Raw genomic sequence first — 20008 nt, forward strand, 5'->3', positions numbered from 1 at the left:
TACTCCCCATCTCCCCATCTCCCCACACCCTTACACCCATCTTCAAGTTAGTTGTTAGTGATTTATTGTTGATCTTTTACCACTAACCATTGAAGATTCCCTTTTTCATAAAATCTAACAAAATTCGCTGATGCACTGGTCCAAGAGGACGGACTTCTCCTGCGATTTGGGAATAACATTGTCCTTGATGAATTTCATCTGATGTTACTAAACCCATATCCCAACCTTCGTTAAGAACAAGTTGATTTAATTCCACTAACAGTGGCGCTTGGAAAACGTGACGTACCACAGAGTCATCACCATAACAACCAAACTCAGACACTGTTGGAGGTAGATTGTAGCCAATTTCTTCTAAAATTTCTCGCTTCACTGCTACATCTGGGGTTTCACCAAGTTCGATATGTCCGCCAAATAGTCCCCAGTAACCAGGGTAGAGAATATTGGGAATGTTATCACGCAGTTGCATGAGAAATTTGTCTTTTTGGTAGAGAATAGCGATCGCTACATGCACTGGTTGCTGACTCATAAATTTTCCTTGGGACAGAATCATTACTTTTCTTCTACATACACTTCCCCATATTCTCTGTTTGCAATCGGAATACTCCGGTAGCGAATTTGACCTTTGATTACTACTTGATCTCCAACTCGCAAATTTGTTTGATTGGTGATGACCCAAATTTTACCTGTCTCGTCCCTTACCAAATACGCTCGTCGTTTCAAGAGGGGAGCTATTTTTTCCACCTTGCCTTGGATGTATACTGTTGTATTACTATCTGGTTGCGATCGCAGTTCTCGAATTGGAGTCACATTTGCACCAAGAGCGTTGATCCCAAAAAAGCTGAAATTACTGCAACTTACTAATCCAGCTGTGAGAAAGTAAGTTAATCCCAAATAAAAAACTGTGGAAGGAAGGTAATACGATTTTGGCTTTTGGATTTTGGATTTTGAATTGGGAATCTTTTTAGAAATCTGAGTTTTGTCAACCCATTTATGACATTCTTTTTTGAAATTAATGTAAAATTTATGTGCCTGTAGCATATAAAGATACCCTTTGGGGAAATTTTGGCATCAGTGGTTGCTTTGTCGCTATTTACAATGAGTCAGTTCCCCTTCAGTTTACCCATGTTCTTCACTTCTCAAAATACACTCTCAGTTGCAGCAACCAATCTGAGAAAATGGGTAATAGGTAATGGGTAATAGGTAATGGAATGGTTAGTGGTTATTAATCATCTTCCCCGACCCTGTTCCCTCTTTCCCCTTTCCTATGGCAAATGCTGTTTGAAAAGCGCTACAGCATGAGACAGCGACACCAAAAAAAAGAGCGTATTTTTGTTAGTTCTGATGGAAACAAACACTGCTAAACTGCTTGATGGTAAAGCCCTAGCTACAAAAATTCAGCAAGAATTGTCTGCTACTATTACCAGATTACAACCCCACATAGGACGCCCACCTGGTTTAGCAGTACTAATGGTGGGGGATAACCCAGCCTCAGCTGCTTATGTCCGCGGGAAAGAAAGAGCCTGTACAAAAATCGGTATGGCTTCTTTTGGTAAGCATTTTCCCACACAAACCACCCAAGCCGAACTAGAAGAAGTTATTCATCACCTAAACCAGGATGAACGGGTGGATGGTATTCTTGTGCAATTGCCCCTACCCAATCATCTAGATGCTATTTCCTTATTGCATCAAATTGATCCTGGCAAAGACGCCGATGGATTACACCCAGTGAATTTAGGCAAACTCCTGCGGAGTGAACCTGGTTTGCGTAGCTGTACGCCGGCGGGAGTTATGCGTCTGTTGCAAGAATATGAAATTTCCTTGCGCTCTAAACAAGCAGTAGTGGTAGGACGTAGTATTTTGGTGGGTAAGCCATTGGCATTAATGCTCTTACAGGCTGATGCAACAGTGACAATTGCCCATTCGCGATCGCACAATCTCCCAGCCATAACCAAAAACGCTGATATCTTAATTGCAGCTGTTGGTCGTCCAGAACTAATTACGGCCCAGATGGTTAAACCAGGCGCTGTTGTGGTAGATGTGGGGATAAATCGTGTCACCGATGACAATGGCAATAGCCGCTTAGTCGGCGATGTCCAATTTGAATCAGTTGCTAATGTGGCAGAATTCCTCACCCCAGTACCTGGCGGTGTTGGACCTATGACTGTGGCTATGTTATTGCAAAATACAGTGGATAGCTACAGCCAACGCTTAAAAACTAAAGAGTGATAATTGTTGTTTGTTTGTTGTTGGTTGTTTAAAATACCTAACCCCACTAACCACCAACTACCAACTAATCATGACTCTTTCCCTTGAAATTGTTACTTAAATAACATAAATTTAAGGAAATTAAGGATGGTAACAACGGATAACCTGAAACAAACTCCAGGAAAAGCAACTTTTGACCTCATTACCTATTTAAAAGAACGACAAAAGCTATGTGAAGTAGCTTTAGAACAGGCTATTTCCGTACGTTATCCAGAAAAAATTTATGAAGCAATGCGCTACTCGCTTTTAGCTGGAGGTAAGCGCCTGCGCCCCATTATTTGCCTTGCTACTTGTGAAATGACGGGTGGAAACATCGCCATAGCTATGCCAACAGCGTGTGCATTGGAGATGATTCACACTATGTCTTTAATTCACGATGATTTGCCAGCAATGGATAATGATGATTATCGTCGCGGTAAACTCACCAATCACAAGGTATACGGTGAAGATATCGCTATTTTGGCTGGAGATGGCTTGTTAGCTTACGCTTTTGAATATGTGGCTGTGAATACCGAAGACGTGCCAGCAGAGCGGTTATTGCGAGTAGTCGCCCATCTAGGGCGTGCAGTAGGTGCGGCTGGTTTGGTGGGTGGTCAAGTACTCGATTTAGAATCAGAAGGGAAATCAGATATTTGTTCAGAAACATTGGATTTTATTCATCACCACAAAACAGGAGCGCTTTTAGAAGCTAGTGTAGTTTGTGGTGGAATTTTGGCAGGAACATCAGAAGACAATTTAAAAAGACTCTCTTGCTACGCCAAGAATATTGGGCTAGCCTTCCAGATTATTGATGACATCTTAGATATCACCTCTACACAAGAGCAGCTAGGAAAAACTGTAGGCAAAGATCAAAAAGCCAAGAAAGTAACCTATCCAAGCCTCTGGGGAATTGAAAAATCTCAAAAACAAGCCCAACAGCTAATTGAGTCTGCTTGTGCAGAATTAGAACCCTTTGGGAAAGCGGCAGAACCATTAGTGGCACTAGCTCACTTTATCACCAGTCGTAGTCACTAAGCAGTTATCAGTTAACAGTTATCAGTAACTGGTGGACTGTTTACTGATTTTCTGATGTACAGTACTGGGTTAATTGTGGATTTTTGGTTGCATCTATTACTTTCTCACACACACAACATGCTGCTCATTGTTATTAACCTGACCAAAATACCATGCAGGATATAGGTAATATTTTAGACAACCGGGTGTTGGTGGTCGCTCTAGTAGCTTGTTTGATGGCTCAAGCTTTGAAGCTCATCATTGAACTAGTCAAGAATCGAAAATTAAATGTAAGTGTCTTAGTCACAACCGGAGGTATGCCCAGCGCTCATTCAGCTCTAGTTACGGCTTTAGCAGTTGGCGTGGGGCAAACTCATGGCTGGGCTTCTGCTGAATTTGCCCTTGCCACAGTTTTTGCGATTATTGTCATGTACGATGCAGCTGGAGTCCGTCAAGCTGCTGGCAAACAAGCTCGTATTCTCAACCAAATGATTGATGAATTGTTTCACGAACACCCAGAGTTTACAGGCGATCGCCTTAAGGAATTGTTAGGACATACACCATTTCAGGTGATAGCAGGCTCAGCATTAGGTATCACCATCTCGTGGTTAGCTAGTTATGCTTATAATTGAAAGATTTGTTATTGGTTAGTGGTTAGTGGTTAGTAGTTAGTAGTTAGTAGTTGTTGACCAATTACCAATTACCAATTACCAATTACCAATTTAATTTTGTGGTATATTCACTGCCGATCGCAACAGCATCACCTTACTACTGTCCACAATCACAGCAAAAAAACCTCGTTCTGAGAGTTTTTTTAATATGCTGTATGCATCTTTTTGATTAGTTGTATAGGATGCTAGCAAGTAATGGCGCTGTCCATAAGCTACAAAACCGACATCGCCCCCCACTGTTTGTTTAACTTGATTTGCCAGTTCTGGACGGTTGAAATAATCTACTAAGACGGCGAAACCGTTTCCCAAACGTTGAGGTTGAAAGCTAGGTGTCTGACTTGGTGCTACTGCTACGTCTGCTGGTCGAGTGGTAATAATAGCAGACAAACCCGCGATGCTATTGATATACCTAGCCCAACGGTTGGCATCATCAATTCTAGTAAATCCGCCGATTCTAGTGACTGTATCGTTGAGATATCTACAGTTTGTAGTCTTAAGCTCAGACGGTAAGGCCCGATGCAATTGATTGCGACTATCCTGTGTTGGACTGATTATCAACAATACATATTCGCCAGGATTGGGAGGTTGACAAACGGGAGTTTTTTGTTGTTGAGCAACAGCAGTATTGACACCAGCGACCAAAGAGGAAAAGTAAACAAACGAGGCGATCGCTAGTGTGAAACTACCTAAAAAAATATTTGGTTGATCCTGAAATTTATACACCGCTGGTTTATACATAAAAGTAAATTCACAGTATTATCCACCATCTTTGATAAAAAATACATATATTTGTTCCATATATTTTAGTTAGGTAATGGGTAATGGGTAATGGGTAATGGGTGATGGGTAATGGGTATGGAATAGTTAGTGGTTATTAATTCTCATCCCCGTTCCCCTATCCCCAACACTAAGACACACTGGCAAGAGAAGCCAAAGGATCGGGGATACTTTCACTAGGGGCTTGAAATTCTCCTGTAAGGACGTATTCTAAGCGCAGTTTTAACCAAGTAATAAATTGGGGATTGGTAGAAATGATCGCTGCTGCTGGTTGCGGACACTTTGCCTTAACTTGTGCCATCCGGGGAGATTCCAGAAAAGCAGGTTGTTTCACTACCCAAAAATCAATTTCCTTTTCTTGTTCGTGGTAGTGACGGGTACGTTCCCGCAACACTTCTTCCATCGGTTCTTCTTCTAGTAAAAAGCGTTGGCTTGCTAAAACGTAATAGTATGTTTTCATTTTTGTTCTTTACTAAACAGCTAAGGTAAGGACATAGTATTATCTACTATGTCCTTGAAAATTATCTCAGCTTTAGCCTCTTTAACTACGACCCGAAAGGACAACTATAAGCTGATTGTTCATCACTAGCCTATTTACCGCCACTTGTGAGCTTGTTAAAAAATTGACTGTTGTCAAAATAATGCTCAACAGAGAGAATTTTCAAGTCATCAGTAACACGAGCAACACTCATGCCCACTATCTCCACCGTTTCCCCTGTGGGTGCATGGTCTTTATATGGACCATTAAAAGTCCCCCAATGACGCCACTTAAATGTAACGTTGGGTGGCCCTGAATAAACCTCCAGCACTTCCCACAAAAATCCTTTTGGAAAGGCAGTCTTAAAAAGCTGACCTGAAGATTCAAAACTTTCCTCAGAAGCTTTGTAATTATCTATATCACCGATGAATAGATTATAAGTTCCAGATGCAAACACATCTTCGGCTGTGTAGGACTGACCTCCATTACTACTCATGCGAAACTTGTATTGTACAACAGATAACCACTCTTGGGGATTACTTTTAAAAGAAACCTCCATCTCAAAAGTTCTGACCAAGTTTTGCACGATCGCTTCTAGAGAACCTTCTATATGGCGGCATTTGCTCTCCTGGGCTAGACCTGCTTTTGAATCGGAATAATCAGGAGGGGCGCCGTATCGCCATTGGGCATTTTTGCTTTGTGCAATTACTGTATCCCGGTCTTGTACCCAAAGCGGAAGGTCTTGAGATTGTGTTGCGCTCATAAAATTCCTTGGTTTCAAAGTTGACTTGCCGTAACCGTAAATACCACTAAAATTTTAGATTTCGCAGAGACTTTTTCTTCTAGCTTTTCGGTGATCGATTATTAGTGATTACTGAACAAGTATTAGCTAAAGATTAACTGATAACTGTTCACTGTTTACAGATTACCGCGCATAGCTAATTTCATCTCCTGAACTGCCCTTTCCATACCTACTAATACAGCCCGGCTGATGATGGTATGACCTATATTGAGTTCTTCCATACCAGGAAGACAAGCAACGGGGTAAACGTTCCAGTAGGTGAGTCCATGACCAGCGTTTATTCGCAATCCGGCTTTGATTGCTTGTTCACATCCTGCTGCCAACAGGTCTAGCTCCTGTTGACGACTAGTTTCATTTTTCGCTTCAGCATATCGACCAGTGTGCAATTCAATAAAATTTGCCCGTACCGTCCGAGATGCTTGTATTTGTGCCGATTCTGCATCAATAAACAGACTCACTGGAATGTCAGCACCCTGTAGTTTATCAACAACCTCTCCAATTCTATCAATCTGACCTGCGACATCCAATCCACCTTCCGTAGTCACTTCTTCCCGTCGTTCAGGAACTAAAGTCACATAGTCTGGTTTGATCTCGAGGGCTATGGCAACCATTTCATCTGTCGCCGCCATTTCCAAATTCAAATGTGTTCTGACTGTCTGTCGCAATAAACGCACATCCCGTTCTTGGATATGCCGTCTATCTTCTCGCAGATGGGCAGTAATACCATCTGCACCACCCAATTCTGCCAATATTGCCCCTGCTATTGGGTCTGGTTCCACCGTCCGTCGCGCTTGCCGGATAGTGGCGATATGGTCAATGTTTACACCAAGTGTCGGCAACCCTAGTTTCTCCCTAATCCACAATCCAGAGATGATTTTAGCGGAAATACTGGTTCGGTAGTCAATTGTTGGTTAGTGGTTAGTAGTTGTTCACTACCCCTCACACTCCCCATTGCCCCTAATCCCCACCACCACGCTACGGTATTCTTGGTGAATTATCAGATAGGCTGTCACCAGAAGGCAAACTTCGTATCCGATTCATTTGTGCAAGGGCGTATCGTGCTGTTGCTTGGACATCAGGATCGGAATCTTGCACTGCATGACATAAAATCTGGCTAATTTGAGCCATCATGTCATAAACACGAGTCAGGTCACGGATAGCATTTTGCCGTACTTGTGGGCTTTGATCTCGTAGAGAGATAGCCAAAGCGTTATTCATCGGTTTAAGTGTGCTGATGCCAATTTCTGCTAAAGCAGCCAAGATTAGGCTCCGCTGTTGTGAATCTGCATCAATCATTAAATCTACTAACGGTTGAATCGCCCGTGAGTCTCCTTGTTGACCTAAACTCCAAATTGCTTTGCGTCGCTTGATAGGATCAGGACTGTTTAAATCTTGAATTAATTCTTCAACAATATTGACTTTAGTTAGGCGGGAGGTGCTTTGTGTTGGTGATGGTGGCAGTAATTTTACTGTTTGTGATGTGGTAGATACTTGTAGACTGTTATCTAATTCTTCGGGAGGCTGTGTCTGTTGTTGGGAATCTATATCACTGGAGTCTTCCAAAGATAAAGTATCACTTTTGCTAGGTATAACTTTTTTGCTTGTGCCCAATAATTTTATAAAAAATAACAATGCACCACTAGCTCCCAAAATCGCGATCGCCACTACTAACCACCAGATCAAGTCGTAATCTTTTGATTGCTTGTTAGTTTTAGTGGATTCTGGGTTGGGGCTGGCAAGAATATTTTTAGACCAAGTTGTGTTAAAATGCAACACTTCAAGCGATGGGCTGGGGTGGTGAAGTGAAGTCTTTTTCGCCATCTCCCTATTGTCCCTAATTCCCGCTTCCAGGGAGGAGTAAGGCTCCCGAGTTCCCCATCTCTCAAGGTTTTGTGTTGCTGTACTTGGGGAACTATAGCCCAAACTCAGGTAAGTAAAACAGATAGTCAGCGCAATTGAATAACGGCATAGCCTCATATACTAAATTTTAGTCAGAATATATGTGGAATTCATGGATACCACGATAACTTCAGACAGAACTAAATGTTAATTATTATTTTGAAAATTTTTTACATCAGTATTTTCAATATGGTTGGTAACGGTGGTCTATTGTTGGGAATAAGCTTTTTCTCTTAAGGTTGAGCGATTAACCTCACAGGATTAAAGAATACAGAAAATGTATCATCTACTACTATTGCTAACCACTGTAGATAAGCTTTTGTACTTAGGCGATAGGGTAAAATATTTTTCCCATCTCCCCCTGCTTCAATTAATATTTTTAGCCTTTTGTCTGTTTTTCCAGATACTGACGTACTCCTTCACTCATTTGGAATAGATTCGGTTCAACTTTTTTGCTGAGAAAATCTTCAACTATGTTTGCGACTTTGGTTGCGATGAACCAGGGTACACCTTTGATTTGCTTGGGGTCAATTATCAGTTCGCCACGACTCTTAATCAGTGTGGCATCACCATCTGCAATAAAGCGGTTCTTACCTGCACAGTGAACCGCTTCGGTAAAAGCGTGAGTTTTAATCTGCCACTCCACCACAAACTCAGCCTCGTTCCAAGTATTGTATTCAGTCCAAGAGAGCATATCTTCACTGAGTATGGCTCTTGCTGCCAATGGAATGTCTCCACCTCCATGCCATTCGTTAATACTGTAAACTCGTTTATCTTCCTCTTGACGAGATTTCACCTCAATTTGACGCACGTTTGGCATGTAGGGAACAAGTTCAATTAGCTTATCCCGATAGGTAGCGTAGACTAGGGAGAGTGGAAAAGAAATCCGCGTATCAGCAGATATGAGCATTTGTTAATTGATTTTGGTTGAGATTTTTAATAAAAGACAGTTTTAAAGTGAACTGGGACTTTTATATTACCAATATCACTAGAAAGTTATGTTAGCTGGATGTGTGATCGCCCTGTTGGATGTAGAAATTTCCGTAACTGGCAAAAAGCACCAAAACAGTTAAATGAAGATGAAGCGGATTTAATTATCGGGCATTGCCTACAGTATTCGTCTTGGCATCAAAGACAAACACCATATCAAGAAAACTTGGATTGTGTTGTTAGCGTGAGTTGCGCTCATGCTCCAGTGGCTCTTCACTAGTGTATCTCTTGTTGCCGCAAACGGTTCATAATGGGTAATTGGTGAGACTACTTGCCGTCTTGGCTTGATGCCAGATGGCAAAGTAGTAAACCCGAAGGGTAATTAAGATACTGATGATTTTTCCCATGCTCAATGCCCTCTGCCTTTCTCTGTCAGCACTGAGCCTAACTTGATATTACTGGTGATAGCTAAATCATATGAGTGATACTTTATTCTCTATTGAAAATTTGCGGGTTGCCTATCCTCACCGTAGTGATGAAAAGACTCAATGGGCTGTTGATGATGTGTCTTTCAGTCTTCGACCAGGTGAAAAAATAGGATTGGTAGGAGAGTCTGGGTGTGGTAAGTCAACTTTGGGGAGGGCAGCAATGCGATTGCTACCACCATCCACTCGGATTGAGGGACAGGTAAAATTTCAAGGACGGTCAGTGTTTGATTTGACACCCGTAGAGATGCGAAAATTTCGGGGGGAAGCAGTGGCATTGATCTTTCAAGATCCAATGACGCGCCTCGATCCATTGATGACCATCGGCAACCACTGTATTGAAACGCTCAAGGCACACTCACCCCAATTGTCAGCAAAAGCAGCAAAAGAAAAAGCGATCGCCACTTTAGAAAAGGTTAATATACCTGCTACTCGCTGGCATCAGTATCCCCATGAGTTTAGCGGTGGAATGCGGCAACGGGTTGCAATTGCTTTAGCTTTGTTGTTGCAACCAAAGCTGATAGTTGCCGATGAACCCACCACCAGCCTAGATGTCACTGTCTCGGCTCAGATTTTGCAGGAACTCACACGCCTGTGTGCCGAAGAAAATATGGCCCTGTTGCTGATTTCCCATGATTTGGCAATGGTAGCAGAGTATTGCGATCGCATTGGCGTGATGTATAACGGCAAAATGGTAGAGATGGGTGCTACAGAAACCGTATTTCGGCATCCTCAACACGAATACACGCGATCGCTCTTACAAGCAGCTTTGCATATTCAGGCGGTGGAGGACAAAGAAGATGGGGAGAAGAATTCACTCAATCACCCCACCACCCCACCACCCCACCACCCCATCTCGGAAGCCCGATCCCCTATTCTGCGTGTTGTAGATCTAAAACAGCACTACACCATTGAGCCGAATTTTGTTGAGCGCATATTTAAAGGCCCAGGTCAAACTATTAAAGCAGTTGACGGCATCAACCTAGAACTTTATCCGGGAGAGATTTTAGGATTAGTCGGAGAGTCTGGTTGTGGCAAAAGTACCTTATCGCGAACAATTTTGCAACTAATTCGTCCTAGCGCTGGCAAAGTAGAGTTTCTTGGTAAAGACATTACTAACCTATCTCGGCAAGAAATTCGTCTGCAACGGCGGCAAATGCAAATGGTCTTTCAAGATCCCCATGCTTGCCTCAATCCTGCGATGACGGTAGGACAAAGTATAGCTGACCCTTTATTAATTCACCAACTGGCAACTCCTGAAGAAGCAAAACAGCAGGTTTTGCAGATGTTAGAAAAAGTTGGGTTACAACCACCGGAAGTTTATTATCAGCGTTATCCCTCGGATTTATCAGGAGGACAGCAGCAACGAGTCGCAATTGCTCGTGCTTTAATCACTCACCCCAAACTTTTGATTTGTGATGAACCCGTGAGCATGTTAGATGCTAGCGTACAGTCACAAGTATTGGATTTGATGCTGGAGTTGAAGGAAGAATTTGATTTAACGTATTTGTTTATAACTCATGATTTATGGTTGGCAAGGTTCTTGTGCGATCGCATTGCCGTTATGAACGGTGGCAAGATTGTTGAAATGGGCCCCACTAAAGAGATTTTTGCCAATCCCCAACATCCCTATACGCAAACTCTCCTTGCTGCTGCGCCTTTGTTAGCAAGAGCATAAGTAATTCAGTGATCGCTGATCAGTTATCAACCACTAACCACTAACCACCAACAACCAACAATTAACTATTAAATATTGACTAACGGCGAACACTCAAACAAATGTAAACCTAAATGTTGAGACAGTTCCTCGCACACCTTGACTCCCCGGACGCTGTTACTGCGTGCATCTAAGCGGGGTGAGAATACTGCAATTCCCATCTTGTTGGGTACTACGGCAATAATTCCACCAGAGACACCACTTTTGGCAGGAATACCAACTTTGTAAGCCCATTCACCAGCAAAGTTATACATCCCACAGGTGTACATGACACTCAGAATGTCTTTGACATAACAGCTTTTTATAGCTTGTTCATTGGTGATGGGATTGACACCCTTGTTAGCTAATGTCGCCGCCATTACTGCTAAATCATGGCAATTGACCATCACAGCACACTGCTGGAAGTACAGATCCAACGCTTCATCAATGGGTTTGTCAATCATGCCAAAGTTGAGCATGAGATGGGCCATCGCCCGGTTACGGTGTCCGGTGGTGCGTTCTGAGGTGAATACTGAGATATCAACAAATACATCACGTCCGATGTATTTCTGAAACATATCTAACATCCGGTTTAAACGTTCGGTTGCGTCTGACCCTTTGATCAAGCTAGTGGTGGCGATCGCTCCTGCATTGACCATTGGGTTGTAAGGTCGTTTGGATTGTTCGTCAAGGACTATGGCGTTAAACGCGTCCCCTGTTGGCTCTACACCTACTCTGGTCAATATATAATCTCGCCCGTGATCCATAAGAGCGAGTCCGTATGCGAACACCTTTGATATGGATTGAATTGTAAACAGCTGCTGATAATCTCCAACTTCGTAAATTTCACCGTTAACATTGACGATGCTAATGGCAAACAACTCTGGGTCTACCTTGGCCAATTCTGGAATGTAGTTCGCAACTACTCCATCCTGTAATGACTCGTATTTAGAATACAAGTCATCAATATAAGCTTGTAGTGAAGATGGATTTCTTGCTAGTTCTTCTTGGTTTGTCATGAAGTTGAGTCAAAAAGTCTGAAGGATGAAATTAGAAGAAAATCGGATAAAACACTTTTATTTTTCGATGGACATATATGAAGTATATAGACCAAAACTGTTTATTGTTCGGCTATTTTTTCATCCTTCACCCTTCTATTAACAACTCAGTTTGAAAAATAACTCGTTCTCAACTACCCAAAGCAAAATATTAAGTTTCTTTGCCGTAGTTACAAATTATTCGTATAACACCAGCAAATCTGGTTAATTTTTGAAAAAAATATTTTTTGTTCTATTGTAAAAAATGTTCCATGCAACTGGAATTACTTTCCAGTTCTATATTCCAGATATATGTAAATTAATTTACTACATATCTGCTGTGTTGGGTTAATTCAGTGTATCCAGACACTTGTTGCCAGAATCACATTTATAAAAAGATAATCAATATCGAAATCACTGCAAAGCTAATTTTGTATATCGACTTTATAATCAGCGATCCCCTAATTGCTATCTTTGATGAACTATTGGCAAATTCTACGGAAAAATTGTTATAAATATAACTTAAAGTTTATGACTAATGATAATTTCTTATCTTGAGTATATCTACTTATTATAAGTATATTTATGGGAAAGTCAAATTTTTGAGAAACTAAATAACATTAATGAGCTTTTTAGGCAAGCCCATATGCAATTTCATTGATTTGAATACCAAATCGTGTCAAGTTTTCTTAATAAAATTTCTAAACAATAAAAAAAACTGTTACATCGTCAAAATCCGCTTTTGAGAAAGGTTTTGACCTTGAAATACTCATTTAATTTTGATAAATTTACCGAGTCTTACGCTAAAACCCTGATCCCCAAGTTCAGAGGTTCGTGTTAATCTGTTGCAGTTAATAGCAAAAAGTGAAAGCGGAACGAGTTCGATTGTTGGAGAAGGTAATTTTCATGAAATACCTAACCCACGAACTGTCAAACATCCGTTCTTCAGTAGCTTTAATATTCGGACGCATGAATCAAAAACATTTGTGGACTGTTGTCGCTGTGTGTAGCACTGTTTTGGGGATGCCCTTAGTTGGACGTACAGAAACAGCTAAGAAAACTGCTCCAAGCTCACCACTTCTGCCTTCAGGTGATGTGGAAAAAGTAGGAGAATACCAATCCCCAACAGCAAATCCTGTTGCAGGTGGTGCGATCGCCAAGATTCACACACACCAAGTAGCAGGTCGCCCAGTGGCAACGCTCTATATCCGCGATATTCCCGTTCTCAGCTTTTTAGGACAAAAGTCAGTTGCCAATCAAGAAACAAAAGTTGGTGAAATTGGTAACTTCAACGGGATATCCAAAGCTCTTGATAGCAGCAGTTCCACTCAAATAGCAGCAACCAATGGAACAGGCATAAGTTTGACAAGTCAGACTAGCTCGGCAACAGAAGACCCAATTCAAAGGGCAAGTGTAGTAGCAGCAAAAATTAACCAGCTAGTTCTAGATAAAGTAGACGCCAGTAAAATCATCGTCAGCTGGAAAGCACCAAACGCATCTACAACATCCAAGCAAGACCAGAAAAAAGGATTAAATGCTCAACAAAAAGCTGGCGATCGCTTCGTTATCAAAGTCAACAATCAAGAACTGGTAGAGATTGATCAAAACACAAAACTAGCGGATACAACCAACGATCCAGTTCAGGATGCATTGCAAGTGACCAACCGCTTGCGCCGACTCATAGGCAACGCATCGCCTATAAACCAGATCGCTAACTTACCTGCCAGTTCATTAGAATCACTACCAGCTAAGCTACCACATAAGCTTGCCGTTAAAGTTCAAGATACTTTCAAAGGCATAGCTTCCTACTACGGCTACGATTTTTCCGGCAATAAAACCGCCACAGGCGAGAGGTTCAATCCACATGGAATGACAGCAGCTCACCGCAGCTTGCCTTTTGGTACAAGGGTGCGTGTAACCAATACCCGCAATGGTCGGTCTGTGACTGTGCGCATCAATGACAGAGGTCCATACATTCGTGGTCGGGTTATTGACCTCTCTCTAGGTGCAGCGCGCGTTTTAGGTATGATAGGTAGCGGCATAGCGCCTGTGCGAATTGAAGTTTTGGGAAGGTAGTTAGTAGTTGGTAGTTAGTAGTTGGTTGTTGGCTGTTGGCATTTAAGTACCACTAACCAATAACCACTAACGACTAAAAAATCTTCTTGTTCCCCTAGACTAGCCTCTTGCCTCACTTTCGGATATAAACTAACGGGGGAGAGCTAGATTCAAGACTAGGGGTATTTTTGTGCGCCTGTTGACAACTACTGTGGCATTACGCTGCTATTTAAATCAGCGCCGTTCGGAAAATCAGCTTATAGAGCAAGAACGGCCATCAGAATTTGAGGTGACTGGCAGACCCTTGACGGCTGTTGGTCTAGTCCCCACCATGGGAGCCTTACACAAAGGTCATTTAAGTTTAATTCAACGGGCGCGGCAAGAAAATGCTACGGTTATTGTCAGTATTTTCGTCAATCCTTTGCAATTTGGCCCCAATGAGGATTTTCACCGTTATCCCCGCACTTTAGACCAAGACCTGCAACTGTGCGAGCAAGCAGGGGTGGATATAGTTTTTGCGCCGACTCCAGAAGAAATGGGAGTTGACCTGAAAAATATACAAGAATCAAAGGTTACACAAGTCAACCCGCCATCTGCTATGATATCTGGCTTGTGTGGTCGCTATCGGCCTGGTCACTTTCAGGGTGTGGCTACGATCATGACCAAACTTTTCAATTTGGTACAGCCTGATCGAGCTTATTTTGGTCAAAAAGATGGTCAGCAGCTGGCTATGATCAAACAGCTGGTAGTTGATTTGAATTTTTTGATCGAAATTGTTGCTTGTGCAACGGTGCGAGAAACATCTGGTTTAGCCATCAGTTCTCGTAACCAATATTTGACTACCACAGAAAAACAGCAAGCAGCTGTGTTGTATAGTGGCTTGCAAAAAGCCCAAGCAGCTTTTCGTGCTGGAGAACGCAATGCTAACAAGCTCATTGCAGCAGTTCAGCAAGAAATAGCAATGGTCAGTTCTGTATCTGTGGAATATATTGAATTGGTTGAACCAAATACTTTAATGCCAATAGAAACAGTTCAGGAGGAAGGAATGCTCGCGATCGCTGCTCGTCTTGGTTCTACACGTTTGATTGATAACACCATTTTGCGCGATCGCCAGGCAATTATTGCTATTGACGGGCCAGCCGGAGCTGGCAAATCTACCGTTGCTCGGCAGGTAGCAGCAAAACTAGGTCTAGTATATCTGGATACAGGAGCCATGTACCGTGCTGTCACTTGGTTGGTACTGCATGAAGGAATCGCCCTAGATGATGAGTGTGCGATCGCAGAATTAGCTAGTGGGTGTGTGATTGAACTGGCTCCGGGGCAGGACTTACAATCTCCAGTACAAGTGTGGATTAACCATCATGATGTTACCCAAGCAATTCGCTCAATTGCGGTGACATCCAATGTTTCGGCTATAGCTGCACAAAGTGCTGTGCGTCAAGCATTAGTCAAACAACAACAAAGGTGGGGCAAAAAAGGTGGCTTAGTTGCAGAAGGACGGGATATCGGTTCCCATGTTTTCCCTGATGCAGAAGTAAAAATCTTTTTAACCGCCTCTGTGCAAGAACGCGCCCGTCGCCGCCTACGTGACTTTCAAAAACAAGGTCAAAGTGACATATCTTTAGAACAGCTAGAAAAAGATATCGCCGAACGTGACTGGAAAGATAGCACCCGCAAAGTTTCTCCTTTAAAGAAAGCGCCAGATGCGGTTGAAATTAGCACAGATGGTTTGTCAGTAACCGAAGTCACAGAAAAAATTGTTGACTATTACCAGCAACGCTTATCTCAGTTTTAGTAGTCATTGGTCATTGGTCAATGGTCATTTGTAAAAACTCTGGACAATTGACTATTGACTTCACAAAGCAGAAGTTAATTTACATTAAGTCAATGAATCTGAGAATAAACTCGCTATCCTAGAGGAAGAGCAGGACGATACTTTAACAAATGAGCTTTAAAAACTTTCAGTTAAGTCTGTATCAACTCCGCCCTTGGCTTACCCTCGTAGTAATTGCGTGGTTACTAGGATCATTAGGCTTGGGCTGGTTGGTAAATTCGTTGCTGATAATCGTTGGGCTACTTTTGCTTACGCCTATTCTGGCGTTTTTTGGGTTTCGTTGGTGGTTGCAACGTAACTTAGTTACTGATCGCTGTCCCGTTTGTAGATACGAATTTACGGGTTTGAATCAGACTCAGTTGCAGTGTCCTAATTGTGGAGAACTGTTGTCAGTGCAACAGGGCCATTTTCAGCGCATTACACCCGATGGAACTATTGACGTGACAGCCGTTGAAGTACCAGCACAATCACTCGAAGATTAGTTATTGGTCATCATTGGTCATTGGTCATTAGTAAACAAACAACAAATGACAAATGACTGATGACTATTTAGTATTGATAAATTCTGAAGTGGTTTGTGTGTATTTACGTACTATAGCCATCACCTTTTCAGGTGATACAGGTTTGGCGAGCAAATCTGTAGAACCTACAACTTTAGCTCGAACTCTGCCTAAAAGATTATCGCTGTCTGTTAAGATAACTATCGGCGTATTAGCAAATAGGGAAACACGCCTGAGTTGAGCGCAGATTTCATAACCACTAGTAACTGGCGACACCAAATTCAAAAAAATCAGGTTTGGTCTATGTTCAATGAGGATTGATAGGGCATGAATGCTATCTTGAACATTAATAAATCTAAACCCATTTGAGATAATAATATCCTCTAGTGTTTGACTAACCGAAGGGTTATTATTAACATAAGCAATCAGTGGACTATTGTCAGTTGTGATTTTTTGAATCAAAGACTTATTATTAACTTCAACAACTCGTAAAGGCAAGTCAAAAACTTCTACTAATTCAACTGTTCCTTTGGATATATAAGGAAGCAAAGAATGGGTAACTTTAAGTACGCTTTGCTTCATTTTTACGGCTAAATCCCATAAAGTGTATTTGCCATTAATTAAAGTCAGAAAATTCTTGTAGACTGCTGAACTTACCTGTTTGTGAAGTTGATCTGGTTTTCTTACTGTTGGGGCTAAATTAGGTGATATATTCGTCAAACCAGCTTCTGACCAATTTTTCCAAGACTCTTGCATCAGTTTGAAAGACATATCTGCACCTGCGATACTGATTGCTGCTTCTAAGATAGTTTCTTGGTTGCGATCGCAACTTATGGAGTAAAAATTTGCTTGTTGATTGATATCAAATAATAACTCTGCAATGGTGTTTTCTATCACAGAAATCATTTGTTCACGCTTAATTTTTTGTTGCTTGTATAGAGAAGTTAGCAGAGAATAATCCCAATAATCAAGAGATGCTTCTTGAGAGTGCAAAGATATCTTATCAACATCTATACTAGGGCAGTTTTGGGCGATTTGTCGACGCCAACGCCGGAAGGGATGAGTACCTCCTGTTGCCCAAATTATTCTGCCAAAATAATAATATAAAATCCATTTTTGACCATTGGCACTTTTTATATTTAATCTGCCACTGTATTGTGATTGATTACAAAGTTTCAATTCATTAATTAATTTATCTGCTACCATCATTGGCGCATGGTTCATATTTTTTTCCTTGATTAATATCATGGGTAAATTATTTTGATTATGTCGATTTTTATCGACACATTATTAATTAACTATATTTTTATGGTTCAAATTAAATGAGTCTTTTTCCCACACCAAGGAAGGTTTAGAGAAAGTTGCACCTCGCCCTGAGTGCGCTTGAACAGAAGTTCAACCCTCATAGCCCAAGTCCGTGAAAACGGACTCAAATGTATATCTAGTAAGCTTGAGCTTTGAGCCAATAAATTTATTTCTTGGCAGGCGAAAAAGTAGGTGCAAGATCCAAGTTGATTAGTTTGAAAACAGCTGTATTTTTATGTGTTGGTATACAGATTTCCTAAGTTCAAAATCAAACTTTTCTAGGAATTATATATACATAGTATACTTTTGAACTTAAGTTTGTATCCGTATTAATTCTGATTTTATTGTTATGTTAATTTGTAGAAATAGGTGGTTTGTCGCTGAGAATATTGTGGAGAAATCGCTTCGTAGTAAGCAATTCAATTTCATGGAGTATACCTGCGCTCACTACAAAGCCGACTAAACTAACACGGCATCTCAAAATTTATGTTTATACTAAATAAAATAATTGATACCAAAACCCTACTTAGTAGAAAAGCTAAAAGCCATACTCCGACTTCTAGAACTTGTTGTAGTTTTTACCGCTAGCGATCGCTGCTCTGAGATTACCTTGATTTTCAGAAAGCAGTTGTAGACTTTGTTCTTTGTCCAAGCCAGTCCAGTGCATTAGGAGTGCTAACTTTACCCATTTACCGCTGCGTTCTAATAAAAAATCTGATGCTTCACGACTCAAGCCCGTCAGGTCTTGCAAGATTCTTAAAGCGCGATCGCGTAATTTGTTATTCGTTACCGCAACATCTACCATGCGATTTCCGTAGACTTTGCCTAAGCGTACCATCACACCCGTAGACAAAATATTCAAAGCTAGCTTAGTTGCGGTTCCAGCTTTGAGGCGAGTAGAGCCAGCAAGTACCTCTGGACCTGTTAAGAGGCGAATATCAATATCTGCTTCTATACTCACTTGCTCAGCGGGTACACAGGCGATAAAAATTGTAGTTGCTCCCCGTTGACGAGCAGCATTGATGGCGCCATGAACATAAGGTGTTGTCCCACCAGCTGTAATACCAACTACTACATCTAGTTGGGTTATTTGTCGTTCTTGTATCGCCGTTTCTCCATCTTGAAAGCGGTCTTCTAAGTCTTCAGAACTACGTACTAGCGCCGCAGCACCACCAGCAATAATTCCTTGTACGAGTTCTGGAGGGGTACAAAAAGTTGGTGGACACTCAGCAGCATCTAATACTCCCAATCTCCCACTCGTTCCTGCACCAACGTAAAATAGCCGTCCTCCCTTTTGCAAGCACTCGGCGGTATGTTCAATTGCTTGAGCTAACTGGATCTTTGCAGCAGCAACCGCAGCCACTGCTTTTTCGTCCTCGCGATTAAAAATTTCTACCAACTCTAAACAACTGAGTTGGTCTAGGTTCTGACTATTAGGGTTAACTTGTTCTGTGAGCAGATGTCCGCGTTCGTGTAAATCAGTCATATCAAGTCCGGCTAATTACTTACGATATCATTTTGATGCAGTTGGGCATTGGGCAAGAGATTTTTCCCATTACCCATTATCAATTACCAATTACCGGTCTTCACAGATATGATAAGTCTTTAAACGGACATGATATCGTTTGTTTGTTGTCCTTGAACCACTATGTGGAGTCAAGTGTCAATTGTCCAGAGTCAAGAGTTTTTTAACCATTGACCATTGACAATTGACCATTGACTAATGACTATTTATAGTAATCCTTCTAATCGGCGGCGAATACTATCTAGTTCCGAATCAGACAATTCTGCTTCTGGTGGTGATTCTTGGGTATCAGTGTCTGGTTTCCAGTCGGTTTCTTCTACATTGATTTCTGGGGGAACCACCAAACCACTATTTTCTGTGACGATTTCCCAATCATAGCCAGCACTTTGACAAAACTCTTTGATCTCTTCAGCATCAATTGGCTCGACTGCGGGTGTAGGGAAATCTTGGGCTTCTAGCATCAAAGCAAAGCGCGTGGCGTCGTCTTCTGACTCAAACATGAGAATTTTATTGCGATCGCCTTCTCGAACTGTGTGGATTCCTTCGTTGTCTGTGCCAGCATTGAAGATTAACACAAAAACACGCATGGGTGTAATCATCTTTCCTTTTTTTGGGTCTATTCTTAATTAAAGTTCTAGCTGGTGTCCAAAGAAAAGATTATGAAGCTAAAGGTGAGAGCTGGTTGGGGTGTGTGGCGATCGCGGTTTCGTGGCTTCTGACTTGAAAGCAACCTCACCCCGTCCTGTCAGACACCCC

General features: G+C 41.7%; 19 protein-coding genes and 1 pseudogene. 8 read left to right on the top strand and 12 right to left on the bottom strand.

Features of this window, described 5'->3' with window-relative positions; all coding sequences use genetic code 11:
- Window positions 1–82: 82 nt before the first annotated feature.
- Window positions 83–526 (bottom strand): NUDIX hydrolase, encoded by a 444-nt coding sequence (locus tag UYK_RS0108090; RefSeq protein ID WP_009460302.1) that lies wholly within the window; start codon window positions 524–526, stop codon window positions 83–85.
- Between the two features lie 23 nt (window positions 527–549).
- The gene (locus UYK_RS0108095) at window positions 550–891 is read right to left on the bottom strand and encodes a hypothetical protein (protein ID WP_235182312.1); all 342 of its coding nucleotides are present in this window, start codon (window positions 889–891) and stop codon (window positions 550–552) included.
- Between the two features lie 450 nt (window positions 892–1341).
- Between UYK_RS0108095 and folD the strand changes: the two genes are divergently transcribed.
- From folD to UYK_RS0108110, 3 genes are all read left to right on the top strand, one after another.
- A complete protein-coding gene (gene folD / locus UYK_RS0108100; RefSeq protein ID WP_009460304.1) occupies window positions 1342–2226 on the top strand; it encodes a bifunctional methylenetetrahydrofolate dehydrogenase/methenyltetrahydrofolate cyclohydrolase FolD in 885 nt (294 codons plus the stop codon).
- Between the two features lie 126 nt (window positions 2227–2352).
- Window positions 2353–3279, top strand: a complete 927-nt coding sequence (gene crtE, locus UYK_RS0108105; RefSeq protein ID WP_009460305.1) for a geranylgeranyl diphosphate synthase CrtE — start codon at window positions 2353–2355, stop codon at window positions 3277–3279.
- A gap of 152 nt (window positions 3280–3431) precedes the next feature.
- Entirely contained in the window at window positions 3432–3890 is a 459-nt protein-coding gene (locus UYK_RS0108110) for a divergent PAP2 family protein (protein WP_009460306.1), read from the top strand.
- Between the two features lie 90 nt (window positions 3891–3980).
- Here UYK_RS0108110 and UYK_RS0108115 read toward each other — a convergent pair whose 3' ends face one another.
- The 6 genes and pseudogenes from UYK_RS0108115 to UYK_RS0108140 all read right to left on the bottom strand — a co-directional run bounded on the left by UYK_RS0108115 (window position 3981) and on the right by UYK_RS0108140 (window position 8795).
- Window positions 3981–4667 carry a hypothetical protein gene (locus UYK_RS0108115; RefSeq protein ID WP_009460307.1) on the bottom strand — a complete coding sequence of 229 codons (687 nt, stop codon included), beginning with the start codon at window positions 4665–4667 and terminating at the stop codon, window positions 3981–3983.
- 169 nt (window positions 4668–4836) lie between these two features.
- Window positions 4837–5166: an MgPME-cyclase complex family protein gene (locus UYK_RS0108120; protein ID WP_009460308.1), complete on the bottom strand. Its 330-nt coding sequence runs from the start codon at window positions 5164–5166 to the stop codon at window positions 4837–4839.
- A 133-nt stretch (window positions 5167–5299) separates the two neighbouring features.
- A pseudogene (locus UYK_RS0108125) lies at window positions 5300–5947 on the bottom strand (SnoaL-like polyketide cyclase); the annotation flags it as partial.
- A gap of 155 nt (window positions 5948–6102) precedes the next feature.
- A complete protein-coding gene (locus UYK_RS0108130) occupies window positions 6103–6825 on the bottom strand; it encodes a pyridoxine 5'-phosphate synthase (protein WP_009460310.1) in 723 nt (240 codons plus the stop codon).
- Between the two features lie 136 nt (window positions 6826–6961).
- Window positions 6962–7963: a HEAT repeat domain-containing protein gene (locus UYK_RS0108135; protein WP_009460311.1), complete on the bottom strand. Its 1002-nt coding sequence runs from the start codon at window positions 7961–7963 to the stop codon at window positions 6962–6964.
- A 301-nt stretch (window positions 7964–8264) separates the two neighbouring features.
- Window positions 8265–8795 (bottom strand): hypothetical protein, encoded by a 531-nt coding sequence (locus UYK_RS0108140; RefSeq protein WP_009460312.1) that lies wholly within the window; start codon window positions 8793–8795, stop codon window positions 8265–8267.
- A 99-nt stretch (window positions 8796–8894) separates the two neighbouring features.
- Here UYK_RS0108140 and UYK_RS26525 point away from each other — a divergent pair, with 99 nt between their 5' ends.
- Both UYK_RS26525 and UYK_RS0108145 read left to right on the top strand, forming a co-directional pair.
- Entirely contained in the window at window positions 8895–9095 is a 201-nt protein-coding gene (locus UYK_RS26525) for a hypothetical protein (RefSeq protein ID WP_009460313.1), read from the top strand.
- Window positions 9096–9292: 197 nt separating this feature from the next.
- Entirely contained in the window at window positions 9293–10978 is a 1686-nt protein-coding gene (locus UYK_RS0108145) for a dipeptide ABC transporter ATP-binding protein (RefSeq protein ID WP_009460314.1), read from the top strand.
- 68 nt (window positions 10979–11046) lie between these two features.
- On the opposite strand, the gene glsA is transcribed toward UYK_RS0108145, so the two are convergent.
- On the bottom strand, window positions 11047–12015 hold the full coding sequence (glsA, locus tag UYK_RS0108150) for a glutaminase A (protein WP_009460315.1): 969 nt from the start codon (window positions 12013–12015) through the stop codon (window positions 11047–11049).
- Window positions 12016–13002: 987 nt separating this feature from the next.
- On the opposite strand from glsA, the gene UYK_RS0108155 reads away from it, so the two are divergent.
- The 3 genes from UYK_RS0108155 to UYK_RS0108165 all read left to right on the top strand — a co-directional run bounded on the left by UYK_RS0108155 (window position 13003) and on the right by UYK_RS0108165 (window position 16404).
- Window positions 13003–14109: a septal ring lytic transglycosylase RlpA family protein gene (locus UYK_RS0108155; protein ID WP_026086403.1), complete on the top strand. Its 1107-nt coding sequence runs from the start codon at window positions 13003–13005 to the stop codon at window positions 14107–14109.
- A gap of 169 nt (window positions 14110–14278) precedes the next feature.
- Window positions 14279–15883: a bifunctional pantoate--beta-alanine ligase/(d)CMP kinase gene (locus UYK_RS0108160; RefSeq protein ID WP_009460317.1), complete on the top strand. Its 1605-nt coding sequence runs from the start codon at window positions 14279–14281 to the stop codon at window positions 15881–15883.
- Between the two features lie 149 nt (window positions 15884–16032).
- Window positions 16033–16404: a hypothetical protein gene (locus tag UYK_RS0108165; protein ID WP_009460318.1), complete on the top strand. Its 372-nt coding sequence runs from the start codon at window positions 16033–16035 to the stop codon at window positions 16402–16404.
- A 63-nt stretch (window positions 16405–16467) separates the two neighbouring features.
- Here the strand turns inward: UYK_RS0108165 and UYK_RS0108170 are convergent, their stop codons facing one another.
- From UYK_RS0108170 to UYK_RS0108180, 3 genes are all read right to left on the bottom strand, one after another.
- A complete protein-coding gene (locus tag UYK_RS0108170; protein ID WP_009460319.1) occupies window positions 16468–17646 on the bottom strand; it encodes a response regulator in 1179 nt (392 codons plus the stop codon).
- A gap of 640 nt (window positions 17647–18286) precedes the next feature.
- Window positions 18287–19213, bottom strand: coding sequence for an N-acetylmuramic acid 6-phosphate etherase (murQ, locus tag UYK_RS0108175; protein WP_016871232.1), 927 nt, complete (start codon window positions 19211–19213; stop codon window positions 18287–18289).
- Window positions 19214–19458: 245 nt separating this feature from the next.
- A complete protein-coding gene (locus UYK_RS0108180; RefSeq protein ID WP_016870173.1) occupies window positions 19459–19851 on the bottom strand; it encodes a DUF3110 domain-containing protein in 393 nt (130 codons plus the stop codon).
- Window positions 19852–20008: the final 157 nt, after the last annotated feature.

Origin of the sequence: Fischerella thermalis PCC 7521, from assembly GCF_000317225.1 — a bacterium.
Classification (GTDB): Bacteria; Cyanobacteriota; Cyanobacteriia; order Cyanobacteriales; family Nostocaceae; genus Fischerella; species Fischerella thermalis.